At 71.3% G+C, this 21,644-nt stretch carries 18 protein-coding genes; 16 read left to right on the top strand and 2 right to left on the bottom strand.

Annotated elements, in window-relative coordinates; all coding sequences use genetic code 11:
• The first annotated feature begins 28 nt into the window (after positions 1-28).
• The 11 genes from J5Y10_RS15420 to J5Y10_RS15470 all read left to right on the top strand — a co-directional run bounded on the left by J5Y10_RS15420 (position 29) and on the right by J5Y10_RS15470 (position 12,807).
• Positions 29-1,015, top strand: coding sequence for a tripartite tricarboxylate transporter substrate binding protein (locus J5Y10_RS15420; RefSeq protein ID WP_209374927.1), 987 nt, complete (start codon positions 29-31; stop codon positions 1,013-1,015).
• A gap of 64 nt (positions 1,016-1,079) precedes the next feature.
• Positions 1,080-2,060 (top strand): Bug family tripartite tricarboxylate transporter substrate binding protein, encoded by a 981-nt coding sequence (locus J5Y10_RS15425; RefSeq protein WP_209374928.1) that lies wholly within the window; start codon positions 1,080-1,082, stop codon positions 2,058-2,060.
• A 4-nt stretch (positions 2,061-2,064) separates the two neighbouring features.
• Positions 2,065-3,114 carry an amidohydrolase family protein gene (locus J5Y10_RS15430; protein WP_209374929.1) on the top strand — a complete coding sequence of 350 codons (1,050 nt, stop codon included), beginning with the start codon at positions 2,065-2,067 and terminating at the stop codon, positions 3,112-3,114.
• A gap of 127 nt (positions 3,115-3,241) precedes the next feature.
• A complete protein-coding gene (locus J5Y10_RS15435; protein ID WP_209374930.1) occupies positions 3,242-4,048 on the top strand; it encodes an ABC transporter ATP-binding protein in 807 nt (268 codons plus the stop codon).
• Positions 4,045-5,949: an AMP-binding protein gene (locus tag J5Y10_RS15440; protein ID WP_209374931.1), complete on the top strand. Its 1,905-nt coding sequence runs from the start codon at positions 4,045-4,047 to the stop codon at positions 5,947-5,949. Before J5Y10_RS15435 ends, J5Y10_RS15440 begins: the two co-directional genes overlap by 4 nt.
• Before the next feature lie 2 nt (positions 5,950-5,951).
• Complete coding sequence (locus J5Y10_RS15445; RefSeq protein ID WP_209374932.1) at positions 5,952-6,845, top strand: branched-chain amino acid ABC transporter permease; 894 nt, start codon at positions 5,952-5,954, stop codon at positions 6,843-6,845.
• A gap of 4 nt (positions 6,846-6,849) precedes the next feature.
• Positions 6,850-7,917 carry a branched-chain amino acid ABC transporter permease gene (locus J5Y10_RS15450; protein ID WP_209374933.1) on the top strand — a complete coding sequence of 356 codons (1,068 nt, stop codon included), beginning with the start codon at positions 6,850-6,852 and terminating at the stop codon, positions 7,915-7,917.
• A 49-nt stretch (positions 7,918-7,966) separates the two neighbouring features.
• On the top strand, positions 7,967-9,250 hold the full coding sequence (locus tag J5Y10_RS15455; protein ID WP_209374934.1) for an ABC transporter substrate-binding protein: 1,284 nt from the start codon (positions 7,967-7,969) through the stop codon (positions 9,248-9,250).
• Complete coding sequence (locus J5Y10_RS15460) at positions 9,250-10,089, top strand: ABC transporter ATP-binding protein (protein WP_209374935.1); 840 nt, start codon at positions 9,250-9,252, stop codon at positions 10,087-10,089. Before J5Y10_RS15455 ends, J5Y10_RS15460 begins: the two co-directional genes overlap by 1 nt.
• Complete coding sequence (locus J5Y10_RS15465; protein WP_342452935.1) at positions 10,086-11,321, top strand: phenylacetate--CoA ligase family protein; 1,236 nt, start codon at positions 10,086-10,088, stop codon at positions 11,319-11,321. The genes J5Y10_RS15460 and J5Y10_RS15465 overlap by 4 nt, the downstream gene beginning before the upstream one ends.
• A 151-nt stretch (positions 11,322-11,472) precedes the next feature.
• A complete protein-coding gene (locus J5Y10_RS15470) occupies positions 11,473-12,807 on the top strand; it encodes a nucleotide sugar dehydrogenase (RefSeq protein ID WP_209375062.1) in 1,335 nt (444 codons plus the stop codon).
• A 206-nt stretch (positions 12,808-13,013) separates the two neighbouring features.
• Here J5Y10_RS15470 and atzF read toward each other — a convergent pair whose 3' ends face one another.
• Positions 13,014-14,777 (bottom strand): allophanate hydrolase, encoded by a 1,764-nt coding sequence (gene atzF / locus J5Y10_RS15475; RefSeq protein WP_209374936.1) that lies wholly within the window; start codon positions 14,775-14,777, stop codon positions 13,014-13,016.
• A 109-nt stretch (positions 14,778-14,886) separates the two neighbouring features.
• Between atzF and J5Y10_RS15480 the strand changes: the two genes are divergently transcribed.
• From J5Y10_RS15480 to J5Y10_RS15490, 3 genes are all read left to right on the top strand, one after another.
• On the top strand, positions 14,887-17,076 hold the full coding sequence (locus J5Y10_RS15480; RefSeq protein WP_209374937.1) for a VTT domain-containing protein: 2,190 nt from the start codon (positions 14,887-14,889) through the stop codon (positions 17,074-17,076).
• 4 nt (positions 17,077-17,080) lie between these two features.
• A complete protein-coding gene (locus tag J5Y10_RS15485) occupies positions 17,081-17,800 on the top strand; it encodes an endonuclease/exonuclease/phosphatase family protein (RefSeq protein ID WP_245214763.1) in 720 nt (239 codons plus the stop codon).
• A gap of 344 nt (positions 17,801-18,144) precedes the next feature.
• Complete coding sequence (locus J5Y10_RS15490; protein WP_209374938.1) at positions 18,145-19,935, top strand: SDR family oxidoreductase; 1,791 nt, start codon at positions 18,145-18,147, stop codon at positions 19,933-19,935.
• A gap of 39 nt (positions 19,936-19,974) precedes the next feature.
• Here J5Y10_RS15490 and J5Y10_RS15495 read toward each other — a convergent pair whose 3' ends face one another.
• Positions 19,975-20,313 carry an NIPSNAP family protein gene (locus J5Y10_RS15495; protein WP_209374939.1) on the bottom strand — a complete coding sequence of 113 codons (339 nt, stop codon included), beginning with the start codon at positions 20,311-20,313 and terminating at the stop codon, positions 19,975-19,977.
• Positions 20,314-20,466: 153 nt separating this feature from the next.
• Between J5Y10_RS15495 and cynS the strand changes: the two genes are divergently transcribed.
• Both cynS and J5Y10_RS15505 read left to right on the top strand, forming a co-directional pair.
• The gene (gene cynS, locus J5Y10_RS15500; protein ID WP_209374940.1) at positions 20,467-20,913 is read left to right on the top strand and encodes a cyanase; all 447 of its coding nucleotides are present in this window, start codon (positions 20,467-20,469) and stop codon (positions 20,911-20,913) included.
• Positions 20,914-20,927: 14 nt separating this feature from the next.
• Complete coding sequence (locus J5Y10_RS15505; protein WP_342452940.1) at positions 20,928-21,638, top strand: trypsin-like serine peptidase; 711 nt, start codon at positions 20,928-20,930, stop codon at positions 21,636-21,638.
• Positions 21,639-21,644: the final 6 nt, after the last annotated feature.

The raw sequence follows: 21,644 nt of genomic DNA on the forward strand, positions 1-21,644 counted from the left end.
CGCGCAAGGGCAGGAAGAGGAAACGGCCATGGAAGAACAGAGCAATCCCGGGCGCCGCGGCGTCCTGGCGGCCGGGGCGGCCCTTGTCGCCCTCGCCCGCCCGGCCCTGGCGCAACCGGCCTGGCCGGCCGGGCGGCCGATCGAGATCATCGTGGGCTTCGCGCCCGGCGGCGGCACGGACGTGATGCTGCGAGCCCTCGCGCTGTTCATGTCGGCCGAGCTGCAGGGCGCCAACTTCGTCATCAACAACCGCCCCGGGGCGGGCGGGGAGACGGCCTATGCCGCTATCCAGGCCGCGCGGCCGGATGGCTACACCATCGGCGGGCTGAACACGCCGGGCTATCTCTCGGTGCCCGTCGAGCGCCGCGTGCGCTATGACCGCACGAAGATCCGCGCCATCGCCCGCCTGGTGGACGACCCGACCGCCTTCGTCGTGCACCGGGATTCGCCCTATCAGTCGCTCTCGGACCTCGTGGCGGATGCCAGGCGCCGGCCGGGCGCGATCAGCGTCGGCTCGTCGGGCGTCGGCACGGACGACCATCTCGGCCTCACCCTGTTCCAGGCCGCCACGGGCACCGAATTCATCCACGTGCCCTATGCCGGGGCAGGACTGGTGAAGAACGCCGTACTGTCCCGCACCATCGACGTGGCCGGGCTGAACCTCGGCGAGATCGGCATGCTCGGACAGGAAAAGCCGGCCCTGCGCCCGCTCGCCGGCATGGGCGAGCACCGCTGGGACATGATGCCGGACGTCCCGACCTTCCGCGAGGCGGGCATCGACGTGCTCATGACGAGCGAGCGCGGCATCGGCGCGCCGCGCGGCATACCGGACGAGATCGCCCTGCGCCTGCAGGAGGCGATCGCCCGCATCGTCGCCACGCCGGAATGGGCGGAGAAGGCGCGGCAGCTGGAACTGCCCATGGCCTACCTGCCGGGTGCGGAGTGGGAAGCGGCGATGCCGGCCCAGGAGGCCCGCTACCGCCGGATCTGGGAGAAGACCCCCTGGCAGCAGTGACGGCACCGCGCGTGCCGACCGCCACCCATCGAGGCCGAAGAAGCAGGATCGAGGAACCGGTTCCATGACCATGTCCACAGCATCCCGGCGCAGTCTTCTGCTCGCCGCTCCCGCACTGACCCTCTCCGGCCGCGCCGCGCGGGCGCAGGAGGGAGGCTGGCCGGACCGGCCGGTGCGCGTGATCCTGCCCTGGCCGCCCGGCGGCACGGCCGACATCGTCGGGCGGCTCTTCTTCGCCTCCCTGTCCCAGGCCACCGGCAAGCCCTTCGTGATCGAGAATCGCCCGGGCGCAACGGGCACGATCGGCGCCGCCGCCTTCGCGCAGTCCGCGCCCGACGGCTACACCGTGATGCACGGCTCCACCGGCCTCTCGGTCGAGGGAGCCCTGTTCAGCAACCTGCCCTACGACGCCGCGCGGGACTTCATCCCCGTCTTCCGCACGATCACCGTGCCGCAGCTCGTGCTGGTGCCGGCGGGCCTGCCGGTCCGCACAGCGGCGGAGCTGGTGGCCTATGCCAAGGAGAAGCGCGGCATCAACGGCGCCTCCGCCGGCATCGGCTCCATCCAGCACCTCTCCATGGAGCTCTTCGCGCGGCAGACCGGTGCGCCGATCAACCACATCCCCTATCGCGGCGGCGCGCCGATCTACACCGACCTGATGACGGGCACGGTCGACCTCTACTTCGGCAATGCCAATGCCCCGACGGGCTTCGTCAGGGAGGGCAAGCTCCGCGCCCTGGCGCATACCGGCAAGGGCCGGCTCTCCTCGCTGCCAGAGGTCCCTCCCCTCTCGGACCTCCTCCCGGGTTTCGAGACCTATGAGTGGAACGGCGTCTTCCTGCCCAAGGGCACGCCCCCCGCGCTGGTGGCGCGGCTCAACGCGCTGCTGAACGAGGCGCTGGACCGGCCGGAGGTGGCGGAGAAGCTCCGCGCCCAGGATCTCCTGGCCGAGCACAACACGCCCGACGAGTTCGCCGCCTTCTTCGGCACCCAGAGCCGGCGCTGGCAGGGCTTCGTGCGCGAGGCCGGGATCAGGTTGGAGTAGCGCGATGACGAGGCCGGGACAGGCCTCGCCCCACCTTCCCGTGCGGGAGGATTGGCTGGCGCGGCGGCGGGAGGAGATCCTCGATCCCGGCCTGCCGATCGTGGACGCGCACCACCATCTCTGGGACAGGCCCGGCGCGCGCTACCTGTTGGACGAGCTGCTGCAGGACGCGCGCTGCGGGCACGACGTGCGCGCGACCGTCTACATCCAGGCCCGCTCGATGCTCCGCACGGAAGGACCGGAGGAGGCCCGCAGCCTCGGCGAGACGGAGTTCGCGAACGGGGTCGCGGCCCGCAGCGCCAGCGGCCTCTACGGCCCGGTCCGCGCCTGCGCGGGCATCGTCGGGATGGTGGATCTGATGCTCGGGGACGGCGTGGAACCCCTGCTGGAACGGCACATCCGGGCGGGCGGGGATCGCTTCCGCGGCGTGCGGAACCAGACGGCCTGGCACCCCGCGCCGGAGATCAACTCCAACCCCGTGCCGCCCCGCCCCGGCCTGCTCTCCGAACCCGCCTTCCGCCGCGGCGTAGCATGCCTGGCGCGGCACGGGCTCTCGCTCGACGTGTGGGCCTACCACACCCAGCTCGGCGAGGTGCTGGACCTCGCCCGCGCCCTTCCGGGGCTGACCCTGGTGCTGGACCACTGCGGTGGCCCGCTCGGGGCAGGCCCGTATGAGGGCCGGCGCGCCGAGGTGCTGGCGGAGTGGGGCGGGCGGATGCGTGCCCTCGCCGGCTGCCCGAACGTGCTGGTGAAGCTCGGCGGCCTCGGCATGGCCGTGAACGGCTTCGGCTTCGAGCGGCGTGAGCTTCCCTCCTCCTCCGAGGAACTGGCCACGGCTTGGCGCCCCTATCTGGAGACCTGCGTCGCGGCCTTCGGCGCTGGCCGCTGCATGTTCGAGAGCAACTTCCCCGTGGACAAGGGAAGCTACGGCTACGCCGTGCTCTGGAACGCCTTCAAGCGGTTCGCCGCGGCCGCTTCCGCGGAGGAGCGGCAGGCGCTGTTCAGCGGCACGGCGATCCGCACCTACCGCCTTCCGCCCCTGCCGGAGGGCTGAGAAGGGCCACACCCCGCAACGCAGCCCTCCCTCGACGCCCGATCGCCGTGCCGGAACCAACCCCCTTGCCTCATGGGGGAAACTCCCGTCATGTTAACGGCAAGAAATAAGTCGAGGGAGCGTTCGGGTGGGCGATCACGCGCCGATCCTGCAGGCGGATTCCGTGTCCCTGCGCTTCGGCGGCATCAGGGCGCTGACGGAAGTATCCTTCGCCGTCAGGCAGGGTGAGGTCTTCTCCGTGATCGGGCCGAACGGCGCCGGCAAGACCTCCATGCTCAACATCGTCTCCGGCCGCTACAGGCCGACCGAGGGGCGGATCCTGTTCGACGGGGGGGAGATCACGCGGATGCGGCCGAACCGCCGCGCCGCGATCGGCATCGGCCGCACCTTCCAGAACCTCGCGCTGTTCGGGCACATGAGCGTGCTGGACAACATCATGGTCGGCCGCCACCACCTGCTGCGCTCCGGCTTCCTCTCCGGCATGGCCTGGTGGATCGGCGGCGCGCAGAGGGAGGAGCTGGCGCACCGGCGCGAGGTCGAGGAGATCATCGATTTCCTGGGCATCCAGCACATCCGCAAGGCGCAGGCGGGCACGCTGTCCTACGGGCTGCGCAAGCAGGTGGAACTCGCCCGCGCCGTTGCGCTGCGGCCGAAGTTGCTGCTGTTGGACGAACCCATGGCCGGCATGAACCTCGAGGAGAAGGAGGAGATGGCCCGCACCATCCTCGACCTCAACGAGGAGTGGGGCATGACGATCATGATGATCGAGCACGACATGGACGTGGTGATGGACATCTCGCACCGCGTCATGGTGCTGGATTTCGGCCGCAAGCTGACGGAAGGGCGGCCGGAGGAGGTTCTGGTCCATCCGGAGGTGCGCCGCGCCTATCTCGGCGAGGACGACGCGGCCCCGGCGGAGACGGTGCCGGCATGAGCGCCCCATCCCGGGCGCCCGAGGACACCCTGCCCCGCCTTCTCCGCCGCAACGCGCGCGCCCATGGCGGCGAGGTGGCGCTGCGGGAGAAGGCCTTCGGCATCTGGCGCTGCTTCACCTGGGCCGAGTACGAGGCGCGCACCCGCGCGATCGCGCTCGGCCTGCAGGGCCTGGGCATCGGCGGCGATGCGGTGATCGGGCTGATCGGCGACAACCGGCCGGACTGGGTGATGGGCGAGATCGCCGCCCACGCGCTCGGCGCCCGCTCGCTCGGCCTCTACCGCGACGGGCTGGAGGACGAGGTGGCCGACCTCCTCTCCCGCGCCGGCGCGACGGCCGTGATCGCGGAGGATGAGGAGCAGGTGGACAAGCTCCTCAACATCGCGGATTCCGTGCCGTCGCTGCGGCACATCATCTACTCCGACATCAGGGGGATGCGGAAGTACAGCGATCCCCGCCTGCTGCCGATGGCCGATCTCGTCGCGGCGGGCGAGGCGGCGCATGCGGCGGACCCGGCCGCCTGGGACCGGCTGGTGGACGCCACGGATGGCGAGCGCTGCGCGATCCTCTGCACGACATCCGGCACCACCGCCCGCCCGAAGCTCGCCATGCTCTGCGGCCGCGCCGTGGTGCGGCACGCCGAGACCTATCTCGCGGCCGATCCGAAGCGGCCGACGGATGAGTACGTCTCCGTCCTGCCGCTGCCCTGGATCATGGAGCAGATGTACGTCTTCGGCTTCGGCCTCGTCGCGCGCATGCGCGTCTCCTTCGTGGAGGAGCCGGAGACGACCATGGCCGACCTGCGGGAGATCGGCCCGAACTTCGTGCTGCTGGCGCCCCGCGTCTGGGAGACGATCGCGGCCGAGGTGCGGGCCAAGGTGATGGATGCCTCCCCCCTGAAGCGCCGCGCCTTCGACCTGGGCCTGAAGCTGGGCCTGGCGGCGCAGGCGAAGGGCCGGCGGTCCCGCCTGGCCGACCTGCTGCTGTTCCGCGCGCTGCGGGACCGGCTGGGCTTCACCCGCCTGACCTCCGCGGCCACCGGCGGGGCGGCCATGGGGCCGGACACCTTCCGCTTCTTCCAGGCCATGGGCGTGCCGCTGCGCCAACTCTACGGCCAGACCGAGCTGCTGGGCGCCTATACCCTGCACCGGCCGGAGGCGGTGAGCCTCGACACGGTCGGCGTCGCCTTCGAGGGGGTGGACCTCCGGGTGCTCGACCCCGACGCGAACGGCGTGGGCGAGATCGTCACGCGGCACGGCAACATGTTCAGCGGCTATCACGGGGTGGTGGAGAACTCCGACATCCGCGATGGCTGGCTGCATACGGGGGACGCCGGCTACTTCGACAAGGACAGGCAGCTCGTCGTCATCGACCGGGTGAAGGACATCGCGACGACTGAGCGAGGCGAGCGCTTCAGCCCGCAGTTCATCGAGAACAAGCTGAAGTTCAGCCCCTACGTCGCGGAGGCCGTGGTGCTGGGCGATGGCCGCCCGCATCTGGCCGCCCTGATCTGCATCCGCTTCCCCATCGTGTCGAAGTGGGCGGAGCGGAACCGGCTCGCCTTCACCACCTATTCCGACCTCTCCGCCCGCCCGCAGGTGCTGGATCTCCTGCGGGGCGAGGTGGAGAAGGTGAACGCCACCCTGCCGCCGGCCCAGCGGATCCGCGACTTCGTGCTGCTCTACAAGGAGCTGGACGCGGATGACGAGGAGCTGACCCGCACGCGCAAGGTTCGCCGCGGCGTGATCAACCGGAACTACGGCGGGATCATCGACGCGATCTATGCCGGCGAGGAGGCGATCCCCGTGGACACCACCATCACCTTCCAGGACGGCACGAAGCAGCGGATCCGCACGGTCCTCCGCGTCGCCTCCATGGGCCGCGCGATGGAGGCGGCCTGAGCATGGGCACCTCCTTCCTCCTCCAGCTCCTCATCAACGGGCTGATCGTCGGCGCGCTCTACGGCGTCGTCGCGATGTCCTTCGTGCTGATCTACAAGGCGTCCCAGGTCGTGAACTTCGCCCAGGGCGAGTTCCTTCTCGTCGGGGCCTGGGTGTGCTGGTGGTTCCTCACGGAATGGCAGCTGCCCTTCGCGGTGGGGTTCCTCTTCACCCTCGTCTTCATGACGCTGTTCGGGATCATCCTGCAGGCCGTGGTCCTGCGGCCCCTGATCGGGGAGCCGGTGATCAGCGTCATCATGGCCACCATCGGGCTGGGCATCTTCTTCCAGGCGCTGATGAAGTGGATCTTCGGCGTCTTCGCCAAGCCCTTCCCCCAGGTCTTCGGGGCGGAGCGCGTCGCGGTGTTCGGGCTGGAGGTGCAGTCGGCCTATCTGCTCTCGCTCGGCATCTCCCTTGCCATCATGGCGGGATTCGGCTGGTTCTTCCGCTACTCCCGGCACGGGCTGGCGATGCGGGCCACGGCGTTTGACCAGCAGGTTGCGCAGTCCCTCGGCATCTCCGTCCCACGGGTCTTTGCCATGGCCTGGGCGATTTCCGCGGCCGTTTCCGCCGTCGCGGGGGTGACGGTGGGCATGGTGAACGGGGTGTCCGCCGCCCTCTCCGTCTACGGCATCAAGGTCTTCCCCGCCGTCATCCTCGGCGGGCTGGATTCCGTGGTGGGCGCGGTGCTGGGCGGGCTAATCGTCGGCGTGCTGGAGAACCTGGCGCAGTACGTGGACAGCGAGTGGCTGAACCTGGGCAACATGTACCAGGTGGCGCCCTTCTACGCCCTGCTGCTGATCCTGATGATCAAGCCCTACGGGTTGTTCGGCACGAAGAACATCGAGCGGATCTGACCCCATGGCCGTCCTCGCTCCCACCGGCGACTTCCGCACGAGCTACCGCGCGGACACGACGATCTTCCCGACCTTGGGGAGCCGCGCCGCCCTCTGGGCCGGGCTGGCGGTGCTCTGCTTCGCGCCGCTGGTGCTGGACCGCTACTTTCTCGGCCTGCTGATCAACGTCGGCACGCTCAGCATCGCAGCGCTGGGGTTGAACATCCTCGTCGGCTTCAGCGGGCAGATCAGCATCGGCCACGCCGCCTTCTTCGGGCTGGGCGCCTTCGCCTCCGCCTGGTTGCATGAGCGCTTCGGGATCCCCGTTCTGCTCTGCATCCCCATCGCCGGGGTGATGACGGCGGTGGTGGGGCTGGTCTTCGGCGCGCCGGCCGCGCGGCTGAAGGGGCTCTACCTCGCCATCGCGACCCTGGCGGCGCAGTTCATCCTGGAGGACTTCTTCGCCCGCGCGCAGTGGTTCACCGGCGGCGTCTCCGGCCGCATCACCGAATCCCCTGTCATCGGCGGCTTCGCCTTCGACCGGGAGGAGAGCTACTTCTATCTCGTCCTCGCCTTCGTGGTCGTGATGTTCGTGGCGGCGGCGAACCTGATGCGGACGCGGGACGGGCGGGCCCTGGTCGCGGTGCGGGATCACTACCTCTCCGCGGAGATCATGGGGATCAACCTCGCCTATTACCGCACCCTCTCCTTCGGGATCGCCAGCTTCTACGCGGGGATCGGCGGGGCGCTCTACGCGCACCACCTGCTCTTCGTCAGCGTGGAGGCCTTCAACATCCTCTTCTCCATCCAGTTCCTGGGGATGGTCATCATCGGCGGGCTGGGCTCCATCATGGGCAGCCTCATGGGAGCGGCCTTCATGGTCGCCCTGCCGGAGGTGGTGCAATCCGGCGCGGACGCCATCGCCGGCGGCGCGCTGGACCGGATGCTGAAGATCGGGGGCAACATCTCCTTCCTCAGGGAGATGGCGATCGGCGCGGCGATCATCCTCTTCCTCATCTTCGAGCCGGACGGGCTGGCCCGCCGCTGGAAGCTGATCAAGGCCTATTGGAAGCTCTACCCCTACTCGCATTGATGACGAGCCGCGGAACAGCGGCCGGCAAGACAAAGAGGGAAACGGACGTATGAAGGCACTTCTCGCCCTGGCGGCCACGGTCGCGATCGCGGCGCCGGCAATGGCCCAGCAGCGCATCCCCGTCGGGCACCTGATGGACAATTCCGGCGCCACCTCCGACGTCGGCGTGCCTTATGGGCAGGGGGTCGCGGACACGCTGGCCTGGGTGAACCAGACGCGCCAGGGTGTGGGCGGCCGCCAGCTGAATGTGCTGGGCTTCGATTACGGCTACCAGGCGCCGCGCGCCGTCTCCCAGTATCAGGCCTGGACGGGCCGGGAGCGGGTCGTGGCGATCCAGGGCTGGGGCACGGCGGATACGGAGGCGCTGGTGCGCTTCGTAAACCGCGACCGCATTCCCTTCATCTCCGGCTCCTACTCAGCCGCGCTGACGGATGCCGGCGGCAAGTCCGGCCGCGCGGGGGTTGAGGCCTCGCCCTACAACTTCTTCTTCGGTCCCTCCTACTCCGACGCGCTGCGGGGCATGCTGCGCTGGGCGGCGGATGACTGGAAGGCGAAGGGGCAGGCTGGCCGGCCGAAATACGTCCACATGGGCGGCAATCACCCCTACCCGAACTCGCCGAAGGAGGCGGGGGAGGCCATGGCGCGGGAGCTGGGCTTCGACGTGGTGCCGGCGATCCAGTTCGCGCTCGCGCCCGGCGACTACACCGCGCAGTGCCTGACGCTGAAGCAGCAGGGCGTGAACTACGCCTATCTCGGCAACACGGCGGGCTCCAACATCTCCGTGCTGCGGGCCTGCCAGGCGGCGGGCGTGCAGGTGCAGTTCATGGGCAATGTCTGGGGCATGGACGAGAACGCCATGAAGGCCGCGGGCACCGCCGCCAACGGCGTGGTCTTCCCTGTCCGCACCCAGGTGGTGACGGGGCAGGACGCGCCGGGGATGGAAACGATCCGCGCGATCAGCCGCATCTCCGATCCTTCCGGCAATACCTACCGGCCCGTGCACTACATGGCCGGCGCCTGCGCGGCGATGCTGATGGTGGAGGCGATGGACACCGCCGCCGCCAATGGCGGCCAGGTGACGGGCGAGCGCATCCAGAAGGCCTTCTACGAGCGCACCAACTGGGTGCCGCGCGGCTTCGAGGGCGTCTGCACCCCCTCCACCTTCACCGCCGATGACCACCGCGGCACGATGCGCGTGGCCATCTACCGCGCCGTCGTCACGGGCGACACCGCCCAGGGCAGCGTGGGCGACCTGATCCGGGCCGGGACCATGCGGCTGGAGCCGGTGACGACGGTGGAGCTCGAGCGCAAGCGCGAGCTGCTGGGCTGGTGATGTTGGACGCCGCGCAGCACCCCACCCCCGCCCCCGCGGCGGCGGTCGCGCCGCCGCTGCTGGAGGTGGCGAATATCGAGGTCGTCTACAACGACGTCATCCTGGTGCTGCGCGGCCTCTCCCTCGCGGTGCCGCAGGGGAAGATCGTGGCGCTTCTCGGGGCCAACGGCGCCGGGAAGTCCACCACGCTGAAGGCCATCAGCGGGCTGCTGAAGACCGAGGAAGGCGAGGTGACGCGCGGCGAGGTGCGCTTCGCCGGGGAGCGGATCGACGGCATCGACCCGCATGAGATCGTCCGGCGCGGGATCTTCCAGGTGATGGAGGGGCGGCGGATCATCTCCGACATGACCTGCCTCGAGAACCTCCGCCTCGGCGCCTACACGCGCCGTGACAACGAGGTGCGGCAGGACATCGAGAGGGTTTACGAGTTCTTCCCCCGCCTGAAGGAGCGCACGGGCCTCGCCGGCTATCTCTCCGGCGGGGAGCAGCAGATGCTGGCGATCGGGCGCGCGCTGATGGCACGGCCGAAGCTCATCCTGATGGACGAGCCCTCCATGGGGCTGTCCCCGCTGCTGGTGAAGGAGGTCTTCGGTATCGTCCGGCGCATCAACGCGGAGCTCGGCGTGACGATCCTGCTGGTGGAGCAGAACGCCCGCATGGCGCTCTCGGTCGCCGACTACGGCTACGTCATGGAAGGGGGCAAGGTGGTGCTGGACGGCACGGCGGCGGACCTCGCCTCGAACGAGGACGTGAAGGAGTTCTACCTCGGCGGCCACGGCACGGACCGGCGGTCCTTCCGCGGCCTGAAATCCTACAAGCGCCGGAAGCGCTGGCTGTGAGCGTGCATTTCGACGATCTGGAGACCCGCCCGCCGGAAATGCGCGAGGCGGCGCTGATGGAGAGCCTGCCCTACCTGATGGCCCGCGCCGCCGCCGGGTCGGCCCATGCGGCGCGCGTGCTCTCCGGCACGGCGCCGGAAGACATCGCCTCGCGGGCGGCGCTGGCGGCCCTGCCCGTCACCCGAAAATCGGACCTGATCGCGGCCCAGGCGGCGGACCCGCCCTTCGCGGGGCTGAACGGCGTGCCGGTGGGCAATCTCGCGCGTATCTTCGTCTCCCCCGGCCCGATCCACGAGCCGCAGGGACGCGGCGCCGACACCTTTCGCTTCGCCCGCGCCCTGCACGCCACGGGGCTGCGGGCCGGCGATGTGATGCAGAACTGCTTCGCCTATCACTTCACCCCGGCCGGCTTCATGCTGGAGGGTGGGGCGATGGCGCTGGGCTGCCCCGTCATCCCCGCCGGCACCGGCAACACGGAGATGCAGGCCGGGGCCATGGCCCGCCTGCGCCCGCGCGCCTGGTGCGGCACGCCGGACTTCCTGAAGCTCATCCTGGAGCGGGCGGACGCAATGGGGCTGGACACCTCCTCCCTCCGCTACGGCCACGTCTCCGGCGGCGCCTACCTGCCCGGCCTGCGGCAGTGGTACGGGGATCGCGGGCTGACGGTGCTGCAATCCTACACCACCGCCGAGTGCGGCGTGATCGCCTATGAGAGCGAGGCGCGCGAGGGGCTGATCCTGGACGAGGAGGTGATCGTCGAGATCGTCCGCCCCGGCACCGGCGACCCCGTAGCTGAGGGCGAGGTGGGCGAGGTGGTCGTCACCGTCCTGAGCGAGGCCTATCCCCTCATCCGCTTCGCCACCGGCGACCTTTCGGCGATCTTGCCGGGGGCCAGCCCCTGCGGCCGGACCAATGCCCGCATCCGCGGCTGGATGGGCCGCGCCGACCAGGCCGCGAAGGTGCGCGGCCTCTTCGTGCGGCCGGAGATGACGGCGGCGCTGGCGCGGCAGTTCCCCGGCCTCGGGCGCCTGCGCCTCGTCGTCGCCGCGGCGGAGGGTGGGGACCGGCTGGAGCTGCGCGCCGAAGCGCCCGAGGACCCGGCCCTGCGGGAGGCGCTGTCCGCCGCCCTCCGCACCGTGACCGGGCTGCGCGGCGAGGTGTCGCTGGTTCCGCCGGGCACGCTGCCGAATGACGGGCGGATGGTGGACGACACGCGGCCCGTGCCGGCCTGAGCGGCAGATCCGCGCGGAACCTCGAATTCCGGCGCGATGTGCCTCGCGGCGCGCCACCGTCCGACGGGGATCACAGCAGGTCCTGATCCGCCCCTTGCAGCGGGTCCCGGGTTGCGGTTCCCTGATATCACTCAAACGTGAGTGAATCGTGATGGACGGCTCGTACGCCTCCGCTTCCTGGCGCGACGCGCTGATTGCCCGGCTCACCACCCGGCAGGCCCGGATCGGCGTCGTCGGCCTGGGCTATGCCGGGCTGCCCCTGGCCCTCCGCTTCGCCGAGACGGGCTTCGCGGTCGAGGGCTTCGACATCGACCCTGGCAAGATCTCCGCCATCTCGGCCGGCCGCAGCCCCGTCCACGGGATCGCGGACGACCGCGTGGCGGCCAGCGGGATGCGCGCCCATGGCGATGCGGCGGCCGCGGCGGAATGCGATGTGCTGGTAATCTGCGTCCCCACCCCGATCGGCCCGCACAAGGAACCCGATCTTTCGGCCGTGCGCGACACGCTGGCGGCCCTGGCGCCGCATCTGCGCGCCGGCCAGGCGGTCGCGCTGGAGAGCACCACCTATCCCGGCACCACGGAGGAGCTGCTCCTCCCCGTTCTCGCCGCCGCCGGCCTGCGCGCTGGCCGGGACGCCTTCGCCATCTACTCCCCGGAGCGCGAAGACCCCGGCAACCCGGAAGGCACCGTGGCCCGTGTGCCGAAGCTGGTCGGCGGCGCGACGCCCGCCTGCCTCGCCGTCGGGCAGGCGCTCTATGCCCCCGTCGCCGGCGGGCTCGTCCCCGTTTCCTCCCTCGCCGTCGCCGAACTCGCCAAGTGCTACGAGAACGTCTTCCGCGCCGTGAACATCGGCCTCGTGAACGAACTCAAGCGCATCGCCCACGCCATGCACCTCGACGTGAACGAGGTGATCGACGCCGCCGCCACCAAGCCCTTCGGCTTCATGCCCTTCCGCCCCGGCCCCGGCCTGGGCGGCCACTGCATCCCCGTGGACCCCTACTACCTCGCCTGGAAGGCCCGGGAGCTCGGCGTCCCCAGCGACTTCGTGGAACTCGCGGGGCGCGTGAACGACGCCATGCCCGCCTATGCCGTGATGCGCCTGCGGGACGCGCTGGACGACCGCCGCATCCCGCTCCGCGGCGCCCGGATCCTCCTCCTCGGCCTCGCCTACAAGCCCGGCGTGCCGGACACGCGGGAGAGCCCGGCGGTGGAGATCTTCCGCCTGTTGCAGGAGCGCGGCGCGATCGTCGCCTACCACGACCCCCTCGTCCCCCGCTTCCCCGCCACCCGCCGCCTGCACGGTACCTCACCCGCGCTGGAGAGCATGGCGCTGGACGAGGCGGTGCTGGCCGCGCAGGACGCGGTGCTGCTCGTCACGCCCCAGCCGGGAATGGACCTGGACCTGGTGCGCCGCACGGCGCCGCTGGTGGTGGACACGCGCGGGGCGATGCGGGGTGCGGGACCGGGGACTGTGGTTGCGGCTTGAGAATGCGGACCAGAGAGAGGGAGAAGGAATTCTCCCTCTCCCCGGCCCCCTCACCCTCATCTTTCTCTACCGGACTGCCGGGGAATGCGGGGCTTGCGGTTCGCCGAGGGTCGATGACCCTCGGCGCGGCACAGACTTTCCAGGAATCAATTGATAGAAAAAGATGATGGGGGTCTGGGGGAAGAATTCTTTCTCCCACCGGCCTTTTAGCTCTGCGCCGCCAGCCAGGCCCGCCACCCGCCATGCGCCGTGATGTCCGGCGCCCCTTCCACGCCCGAGGCCTCGGCCAGGAACCCCAGGCAGGGACCGGCTTCCAGCGCCACGGTGCCGAAGCCCAGCGGCGCCGGCACCCCGGCCAGCAGTGGCCCGATCGCCGCCGTGGGAAGGGCCCAGACCTCGCCTTCGATCGCTGCCCCGCCCACCGCGCGCACCATTCCCGGGCGGTTGCCCAGTGCGTGGAGCCGGTATTCCGGTCGTGTGCGGTCCCGCCGGAGGAAGCGGCCGCCCAGCGACGTCACCTGCCCATTCAGCGGCAGGCCGGACATGTGGGCGCCGATGCAGAACAGCGCGCTCTCGTCGGGGGCCAGGGCGGCGCCGGGCGGGGGTGCCGGCGTCGCCTCGTCGGAGGCGCCCAGCCGCAGCCCGGCCGCATGGTGCACCGCGCCGCCAACGGCGCAGAGCAGCGCCTCCGCGAAGGCGGGCGCGATGAGCGTGATCCCGGCGGGGCGCCCATCGCCCCGGAAGCCGGCGGGCACGGCGACGGCGGAAAGGTCCAGCAGGTTCACGAAGTTCGTGTAGGTCCCGTTGCGGCTGTTCACCGCGATGGGCTCCGCCGCCACCGCCTCCAGCGTCGGCAGGCCGGGCGCGGTGGGCACGGCCAGCAGGTCGAAGCGCGCGAAGATGGCCCTGGCCAGCAGCCGCGCGCCCGCCTGGGCGTGGAAATCATCGAAGGCATCCACGGTGCGGCGGGAGAGGCCGCCCTCCAGGATGGTGCGGGTGACGGGATGCAGGGCGTCCGCGCGGTGCTCCACCACCTCCCGCAGCGCCGCCGTCCGCTCCGCCACCCAGGCCCCGTCGTAGAGCCGCCGGGCCAGGGCCAGGAAGGGCGCGATGGAGACCCGTTCCAGCACCGCCCCTAGGCTCTCCAGCCGGGCCAGCGCCGCCCGGAACAGCGCCGCATCGTCCGGCGTGTCCAGCACGAGTTCCGCCTCCTCCGGCACGGCCACGCGCAGCACCGGCGGCACCGCGCCGCCCGTGGCGCGCCAGGACGCCGGGGCGGCACGGGAATAGGGATCGGCGGCATCCGGCCCGGCCATCACGGCCAGCACCTCGCCCGCCTGCGCGGCCGTCATGGCGAAGACGGACACGGTGTCGATGGAGCGGCAGGCCGGCACCACGCCGCGCGTGGGCACCAGCCCAAGGCTGGGCTTCAGCCCCACGATGTTCTGGAACCCCGCCGGCACCCGCCCCGAGCCCGCCGTGTCCGTGCCCAGCGAGAAGCCCGCGATCCCCGCCGCCACCGCGCTGGCGGAACCGGAGGAGGAGCCGCCCGGCACGCAATCCGGCGCCAGGGCGTTGCGCGGCGTGCCATAGGGGCTGCGGACCCCCACCAGCCCCGTGGCGAACTGGTCCAGGTTCACCTTCCCCAGCAGCATCGCCCCCGCCGCCCGCAGCCGGGCCAGGCAGGGCGCGTCCTCCTTCGGCGTATAGGCATAGCCCGGGCAGGCGGCCGTGGTGGGCATGCCCGCCACATCGATATTGTCCTTCACCACATAGGGGACGCCCCAGAGCGGCCGGCCCATCGGACCTTCCAGGGCCAGCCGGCGCGCCTCCGCCATCACCGCCTCGACCGGCACGCGATGGATGAACAGGGCGGGGTCGGCCCAGGCCTCGATCCGGTTCAGCGCGGCCCGTGCCGCGGCCTCCGGACCCTTCGTCCGCGCCAGATCCCAGAGCATCGCTTCCCCCAAGTCGCCGATCTCCGGCCGGAAGGGCCGCGTGATCAGGCGGTTTTTGGCAAGAAACGGGCCGCCCTATCGCAGACGCGAACGAAATCGCCGCTTCTGCGTTAGCCGGGGAATGCTGACCGAAGCGCCCCCTCGCGCCCGGCCGCGGACCGTCCCCCCGGCGCCCGAGGCCGAGCCGCCCTCCATCCTTCGCCCCGGCCGCAACGTGTGGCGGGCCGCCCGCGCCGCGCGCGCGGCGATGCTGCCGGACGGCGCCAACTACTTCGGCGCGGTGCGGGCGGCGATGCTGGCGGCGCGCGACACCATCCACGTCGTCGGCTGGGATATCGACAGCCGCACCCGCCTGGTCGGCGACGCCCCCCCGGATGACGGGCTGCCGGAGGAGCTGGGCCCCTTCCTCACCGCCCTGGCGGAGGGCCGGCCCGGCCTCTCCATCAGGCTGCTGCTCTGGGACTACTCCGTCCTCTACGCGCTGGAGCGCGAGCCGCTGCCCGCCCTGCACCTGCGCTGGAACACGCCGGAGGGGGTGGAGCTCTGCCTCGACGACCGCACCCCCTTCGGCGCATCGCATCACCAGAAGGTGGTGGTGATCGACGGCAAGCTCGCCTTCGCCGGCGGGCTGGACCTCACCATCCGTCGCTGGGACCGCTCATCCCACGCCCCCGGCGATCCGGACCGGGTGGACCCCGCGGGCAAGCCCTACCCGCCCTTCCACGACGTGCAGATGGTGGTGGACGGCGAGGCCGCGGCAGCGCTGGAGGAACTGGTGCAGGCCCGCTGGAACGCCGCCTGCGCGGAGTGCCTGGACATGCCGGCACCCCCGCCCAGCGACCACGATCCCTGGCCCGCCGGGGTCGCCCCGGACTGGCGGGAGGTGACGATCGGCATCGCCCGCACCATGCCCGCCTTCGCCGGCCGCCCGGAGGTGCGCGAGGTTGAGTCCCTCTATCTCGACGCCATCGGCAGCGCGGAGCGCACGATCTACATCGAGAACCAGTTCCTCACCTGCGGCCGCGTCGCCCGTGCCCTGATCGCCCGCATGAAGGCGCGGCCCGCGCTGGAAGCCCTGGTGGTCGTCCCGAGGACCCATCACACCTGGCTGGAGCACCGCACGATGCTGGCCGGCCGCATCCGCTTCATGCGCGCAATCCGCCGCGCGGGGCTGGCCGATCGCGTGCGCCTGGTCTTTCCACACGTGCAGGAGGGCGGGGCGGAATCGGAGGTGATGGTCCACGCGAAGGTCATGGCAGTGGACGACCGCTTCCTCCGCATCGGATCCTCCAACATCTGCAACCGCTCCATGGGCACGGACACGGAATGCGACCTGCTCGTCGAGGCGCGGGATGCGACGCAGCGCGCCGCCGTGGCCCGCGCACGGGACCGGCTGATCGCCGAGCACACGGGCGTGGCACCGGAGGCTGTCGCCGCCAGCATGCAGGCCACCGGCTCCATCCTCCAGGCCACGCAGGGCCTCTCCGCCAATGGCCGGAGCCTGCAGGACGTGAAGGATGGCGACCGCCCGGCCCGCAGCCTGCTGCCGGGCATCGAGCGCGCCGCCGATCCCCGCCGCCCCATGGAGGCCGGCGAGTTCCTCTCGGACTACCTCGTCCACCCCGACGTGGCCCCGCCTTCCGGCCGGCCCTGGCCCTTTCTCGCCCGCGCGGCGCTGCTGCTGCTGCCTGTGGCGCTGCTGATCCTGCTGTGGAAGCTGACGCCGCTCGCCGGGCTGCTGACGCCGGAGGCGATGCGGAGCGCGCTGACGGATCGCGGCCACTGGGGCCCGGCCCTCTCCGTCGGGCTTTTCCTGCTGCTCGGCTTCATCGCCTTTCCCGTGAACGTCCTCATCCTCGGAACCGCCGCAGCCTTCGGCACCTGGCCGGGGCTGGCCTATGCGGGGGTGGGCGCCCTCGTCTCGGCCGCTGCCACCTATGGCCTCGGCCGCAGGCTCGGCCCGAATCTGCTGCGCCGCTTCCTCGGCCCGCGCATCAACCGCGTGAGCCAGGCGGTGAACCGCAACGGCATCCTCGCCGTCACCACCATCCGACTGCTGCCCGTCGCGCCCTTCACCCTCGTCAACCTCGTCGCCGGCGCCATGCGGATCCGCTTCCCGGACTACATGATCGGCACCGCCCTCGGCCTGCTGCCCGGCATCGCCCTCCTCTCCCTCGTGGGGGAGAGCCTGTCGCGCATCCTGGAGCACCCGACACCCCGCAACATTGGCCTGCTCACCCTCGTGCTGGTGGCCTGGGCCCTCGTCACCTGGGGCCTGCAGAAGCTGTTCCGCCGCCTGCGCCACGAATAGGCCCATGGAAGGCTTCACCTTCCGGGCCATGACCTGGAACATCCACGGCGCCGTTTCCCCCGCCGGGCGGCACGACCTGGACCGCGTCATCGCCCTCATCCGCCGGCACGAGCCGGACGTGGTGGCCATCCAGGAGGTGGAGGGCCGGAATCGCCCGGGCGCCCTCCCCTTCACCGCCTTGCGGGAGGCCCTCGGGGGCCACTCCCTGGACGCGCCGACCCTCCGGGCCGCCGATGGCTGCTACGGCCACACCCTCATCAGCCGCTGGCCCCTGCAGGATGGAACCCTGCACGACCTCTCCGTTCCCGGCCGGGAACCGCGCACCGCCATCGCCGCCCGCCTCGACACCCCCGCCGGCCCGCTGCGCCTCCTCGCCGCCCATCTCGGCCTCGGCTTCGGGGAGCGCCGGGCCCAGGCCGCGAAGCTCGCCGCCCTGGCACGCGCCAGCGCCGACCCGCTGCTCGCCATGGGCGACTTCAACGACTGGGAACCGCACGGGCCGGTGGACCGCGCCTTCCTCGGCACCCTCCCCTCCCGCACGCGCCTGCGCAGCTTCCCCGTCGCCCGCCCCCTCTTCGCGCTGGACCGCATCTACGCCCGCCCCCGCGCCGCCCTGCTGCGAAGCTGGACCGACAAAACCGCCCGCGAGGCATCGGACCACCGGCCGGTCATCGCGGATGTGGCCTTGGGGGCCGAGGTCGCTGTTCGGCTGGCTGTGGATTGATCGGTCCGAGACAGGGGGGCGCCGTCCCCTGGAACCCCCGCCAGGAGGCTGAGCCTCCTGAACCTGCATCGGGCTGCCGCAGGACTGACTTGAATCGCCAGCCCTCCACCAGAAGGTCTGATTCTACCCTTGCAGTCGCCTCGGCTCCAAAGGCCGAGGCGCACCGCCAGCACAGCAAGGCCAACTCCTGGAAGAAGATGATGGTGAGGGACCTGGGGAGAGGAAGAATTCCTTCTTCCTCTCCCCGGGACAGACCGTGAGGGTCAGGAAAAGACGCCGCCCCACCTGCGCGGAACCCTCGCGAGGCTTCGCCGTTGAGACCCGGCAATGCCGAGGTCCCCTTCATGCCCGCACCCAAGCTGAAACCCCTCTCGGAACAGGTCATCGTCATCACCGGCGCCTCCTCCGGCATCGGTCTGGCCACGGCCCGCATGGCCGCGGAGCGGGGCGCCTCCCTGGTTCTCGTCGCCCGCAACGGGGAGGCGCTGAACGCCCTGGCGGAGGAGATCCGGGCCAAGGGCGGGCGCGCGGAGCCCGTGGTGGCCGACGTCGCCGACATGGCGCAGGTGGAGGCGATCAGCGCCCGCGCCATCGAGGCCTTCGGCGGCTTCGATTCCTGGTGCAACAACGCCGGCGTCGCCATCTATGGCGAGCTGGAGGACGTGCCGCTGGACGATCAGCGCCGCCTCTTCGACACCAACTACTGGGGCGTGGTGCACGGCACGCTCGTCGCGGCCCGTCACCTCAAGGGCAAGGCCGGCGGCGCCATCGTCAACACGGGCAGCGTGCTGTCCGAGCGCGCGATGACGCTGCAGGGCCCCTACTCCGCGTCCAAGTTCGCGGTGAAGGGCGTGACGGAGGCCTTCCGCACGGAGTTCGAGGCCGAGGGCTATCCGATCAGCGTCACGCTCATCAAGCCGGGCCCGATCGACACGCCCTATATGGAGCACGCGCGCAACCTGCTGGGCTCCCCCGGCACGCGGAACCCGCCGCCGGCCTATCACCCGCGCGTGGCGGCCCGCGCCATCCTGCACGCCTGCGAGACCCGCACGCGCGACCTCTACGTGGGCGGTGGCGGCTTCATGATGTCCATGATGGGCACCCACTTCCCCCGCCTGACCGACATGATCTTCGAGAAGATCGCCCGACCCACCCAGGAATCCGAGGAGACCGGCCGCATGGAGCGCCGTGACAACCTGTATGAGCCGCGCGAGGATCTGGCCGAGACCTCTTCCCTCTCCGGCCCGCCGCCCCGCAAGACCTCCTTCCTGCTGGAGGCGCAGATGAACCCGCTCGGCCCGGCCGGGCTGCTGATCGGCGCGGCCGCGCTGCTCGGGGGCGCCGCGATCGGCATGTACACGCTGCGCCGGCCCAAGCCCGTGCCGCAGCGCCTGGCGGACCGCGCCTGGCACATCGGGCACCGCGTGGCGCGTGACGCCGGGCACGGCATCGGCACGCTGGGGCATGAGGCGAGCCGCATCGCCCACCGCGCGCTGGACTACGCGGAGCGGGCGGAGCGCGAGGCGCGCCCCCACCTGAAGCGCGCCCGCAAGCATGCCGAGCACTTCGCCGACAAGGCGAGCCGCTACGCCTCCTCTGTCTATGACGATGCGCGCGATCGCGGCGGCGACCTCTATGACGAGGCGCGCGACCGTGGCCGCGGCTACTACAAGCAGGCGCGGGGCCGGGGCGAGGATCTGTACGACACCGCCCGCCGGCGCGGCGCGGAAGGCTATGACGACGCCCGCGACCGCGGCTGGAGCCTCTTCAAGCGGGCCCGCAATGAGGGCCAGGACGCCTATGAGGAGACGCGCGACCGGGGCTGGAGCCTGTTCGGCCGCGCTCGCGACCGCGGCGAGGAGGTCTATGACCGCGCCCGCAAGCGCGGCGAGGACAGCTACGACGAGGCCCGCGACCGCGGCTGGAGCCTGTTCGGCCGTGCCCGCGACCAGGGTGAGGAGACCTACAACCGTGCCCGCAAGCGCGGCCGCGACGCCTACGAGGACGCGCGCGACGAGGGTTGGAGCCTGTTCGGCCACGCCCGCAAGGAAGTGGACCGCCGCAGCCGCCAGGCAGTGCAGGAGGGTGACGGCCTGCTGGACCGGATCAACGCCTTCCTCAAGTCCCGCCTCTGAACGGAAGCGGCCCGGGGAGAACCTCCCCGGGCCGTTTTCCTACTTCGCCTGCTCCGCCAGATGCGCCGCGTAGAAGGGCGCCGGCGCGACGATGCGGTTCTCCATCTCCTGCAGCACGCCCATCTCCGCCACCTTGGCGAGATAGGCCTGGAAGCCCGGGTCCTTCGCCATGGCCGCGCGCCGCGCCTCGCGGTCCGCCTGGCTGTCATAGGCCCAGAGGTGGACGATGCGGTTCAGCGGCCCCTCCACCGTGGTGTACCAGCCCAGGCAGCGGCCCAGATACTTCTTCTGGATCTCCCAACCCATGGTCTCGTAGGTCTTCACGAACTCCGCCATGCGGTTCGGCTGGCAGGTGTAGATCCGCAGGTCCACGATCATCGGCATCTCCCTTCGCCGCGTCCGGCGGCGACAGCTTCTGCTCTTATCGGGCGCGGCGGCCGCCCGGGAAGGGGGCAGGCCGGCCGCGCTGCGTCTGACGGTCCCTGGCACCGAACTGGCATCGGGCATCCCGACGCTATCCCGGAGGTGCAGATGAACGACGCGAAGACCGAACTCGGCCGGAAGATCCTGAAGCTGAAGAAGGGCAAGGGCCTGAAATGGACGGATGTGGCCGCCCGGATCGGGCAGAGCCCCGTCTGGACCTGCGCCCTCTGCATGGGCCAGATGAGCGCGGAGCCGCACCACGCCCGCGGCATCGCCGAGTTGTTCGGCCTGGACGAGGAAGAGGAGGCGACGCTCTGCGAGATCCCCTACCGCGGCGCCCAGCCCCTGCCGCCGACGGACCCGCTGATCTACCGCTTCTACGAGCTGATCCTGGTGTACGGCACCACGTGGAAGGAGATGATCCACGAGGAGTTCGGGGACGGCATCATGTCCGCGATCGACTACGACATGCAGCTGGAGCGCCAGCCCGACCAGAAGGGCGACCGCGTGCGGATCACTATGTCCGGCAAGTTCCTGCCCTACAAGCGCTACTGAGAGCCACCTTGGGGGTGGCTCCCGCCCTGGCCCTGCTCTCCGCAGGGCCGGCGGCGGCCGAGCCGCGCATCCCGCTTTCGGTCCTCCCCGGCCTAGGGGCCGGGGATGCGCGGCGCCTGGTCGATGCCGATGCCCCGCCCTGGTCCTCGCTCGGCCGCGTGCAGACGGAACTGGGTTCCCGCTGCACCGGCACGCTGATCGGCCCGCGCACCGTCCTCACCGCCGCGCACTGCCTCGTGGCGCCCCGCACCGGCCAGCTCCTGCGCCCTTCCTCCGTCCACTTCCTGCTCGGCTACCGCCAGGGCACCTGGAAGGCCACGGCCCGCGCCGCGAGTTTCCGCACCGGCCCCGGCTTCGACCCGCGCACCCGCCTCCCGCGCGGCGCCGACTGGGCCGTGCTGACGCTGGACACCCCCATTGCCGCCGCCCCGCTTCCCCTGCTGGAGGAGGATCCCGCCCCGGACCAGCCGGTGATGCTCGGCGGCTACCAGCAGGACCGGCCGGAGGTGCTGATGGCCGATACCGCCTGCCGCGCCCTCGGCACGGCCGCGCTGGACGGCCTGCGCCTGATCGTCCATGGCTGCGCCGCCACCCGCGGCGCGAGCGGCGCCCCGCTCCTGGCCCGCCGACCCGATGGCGGATGGGCGGTGGCCGGCGTCTCCGTGGCCATGGCGCTCGATGTCGCCCGCGGTATCGCCGTCCCGGCCCGCGCGCTGCGGGAGTGACGCGAG

Origin of the sequence: Roseomonas indoligenes, assembly GCF_017813365.1 — a bacterium.
GTDB classification, from domain to species: Bacteria; Pseudomonadota; Alphaproteobacteria; order Acetobacterales; family Acetobacteraceae; genus Roseomonas; species Roseomonas indoligenes.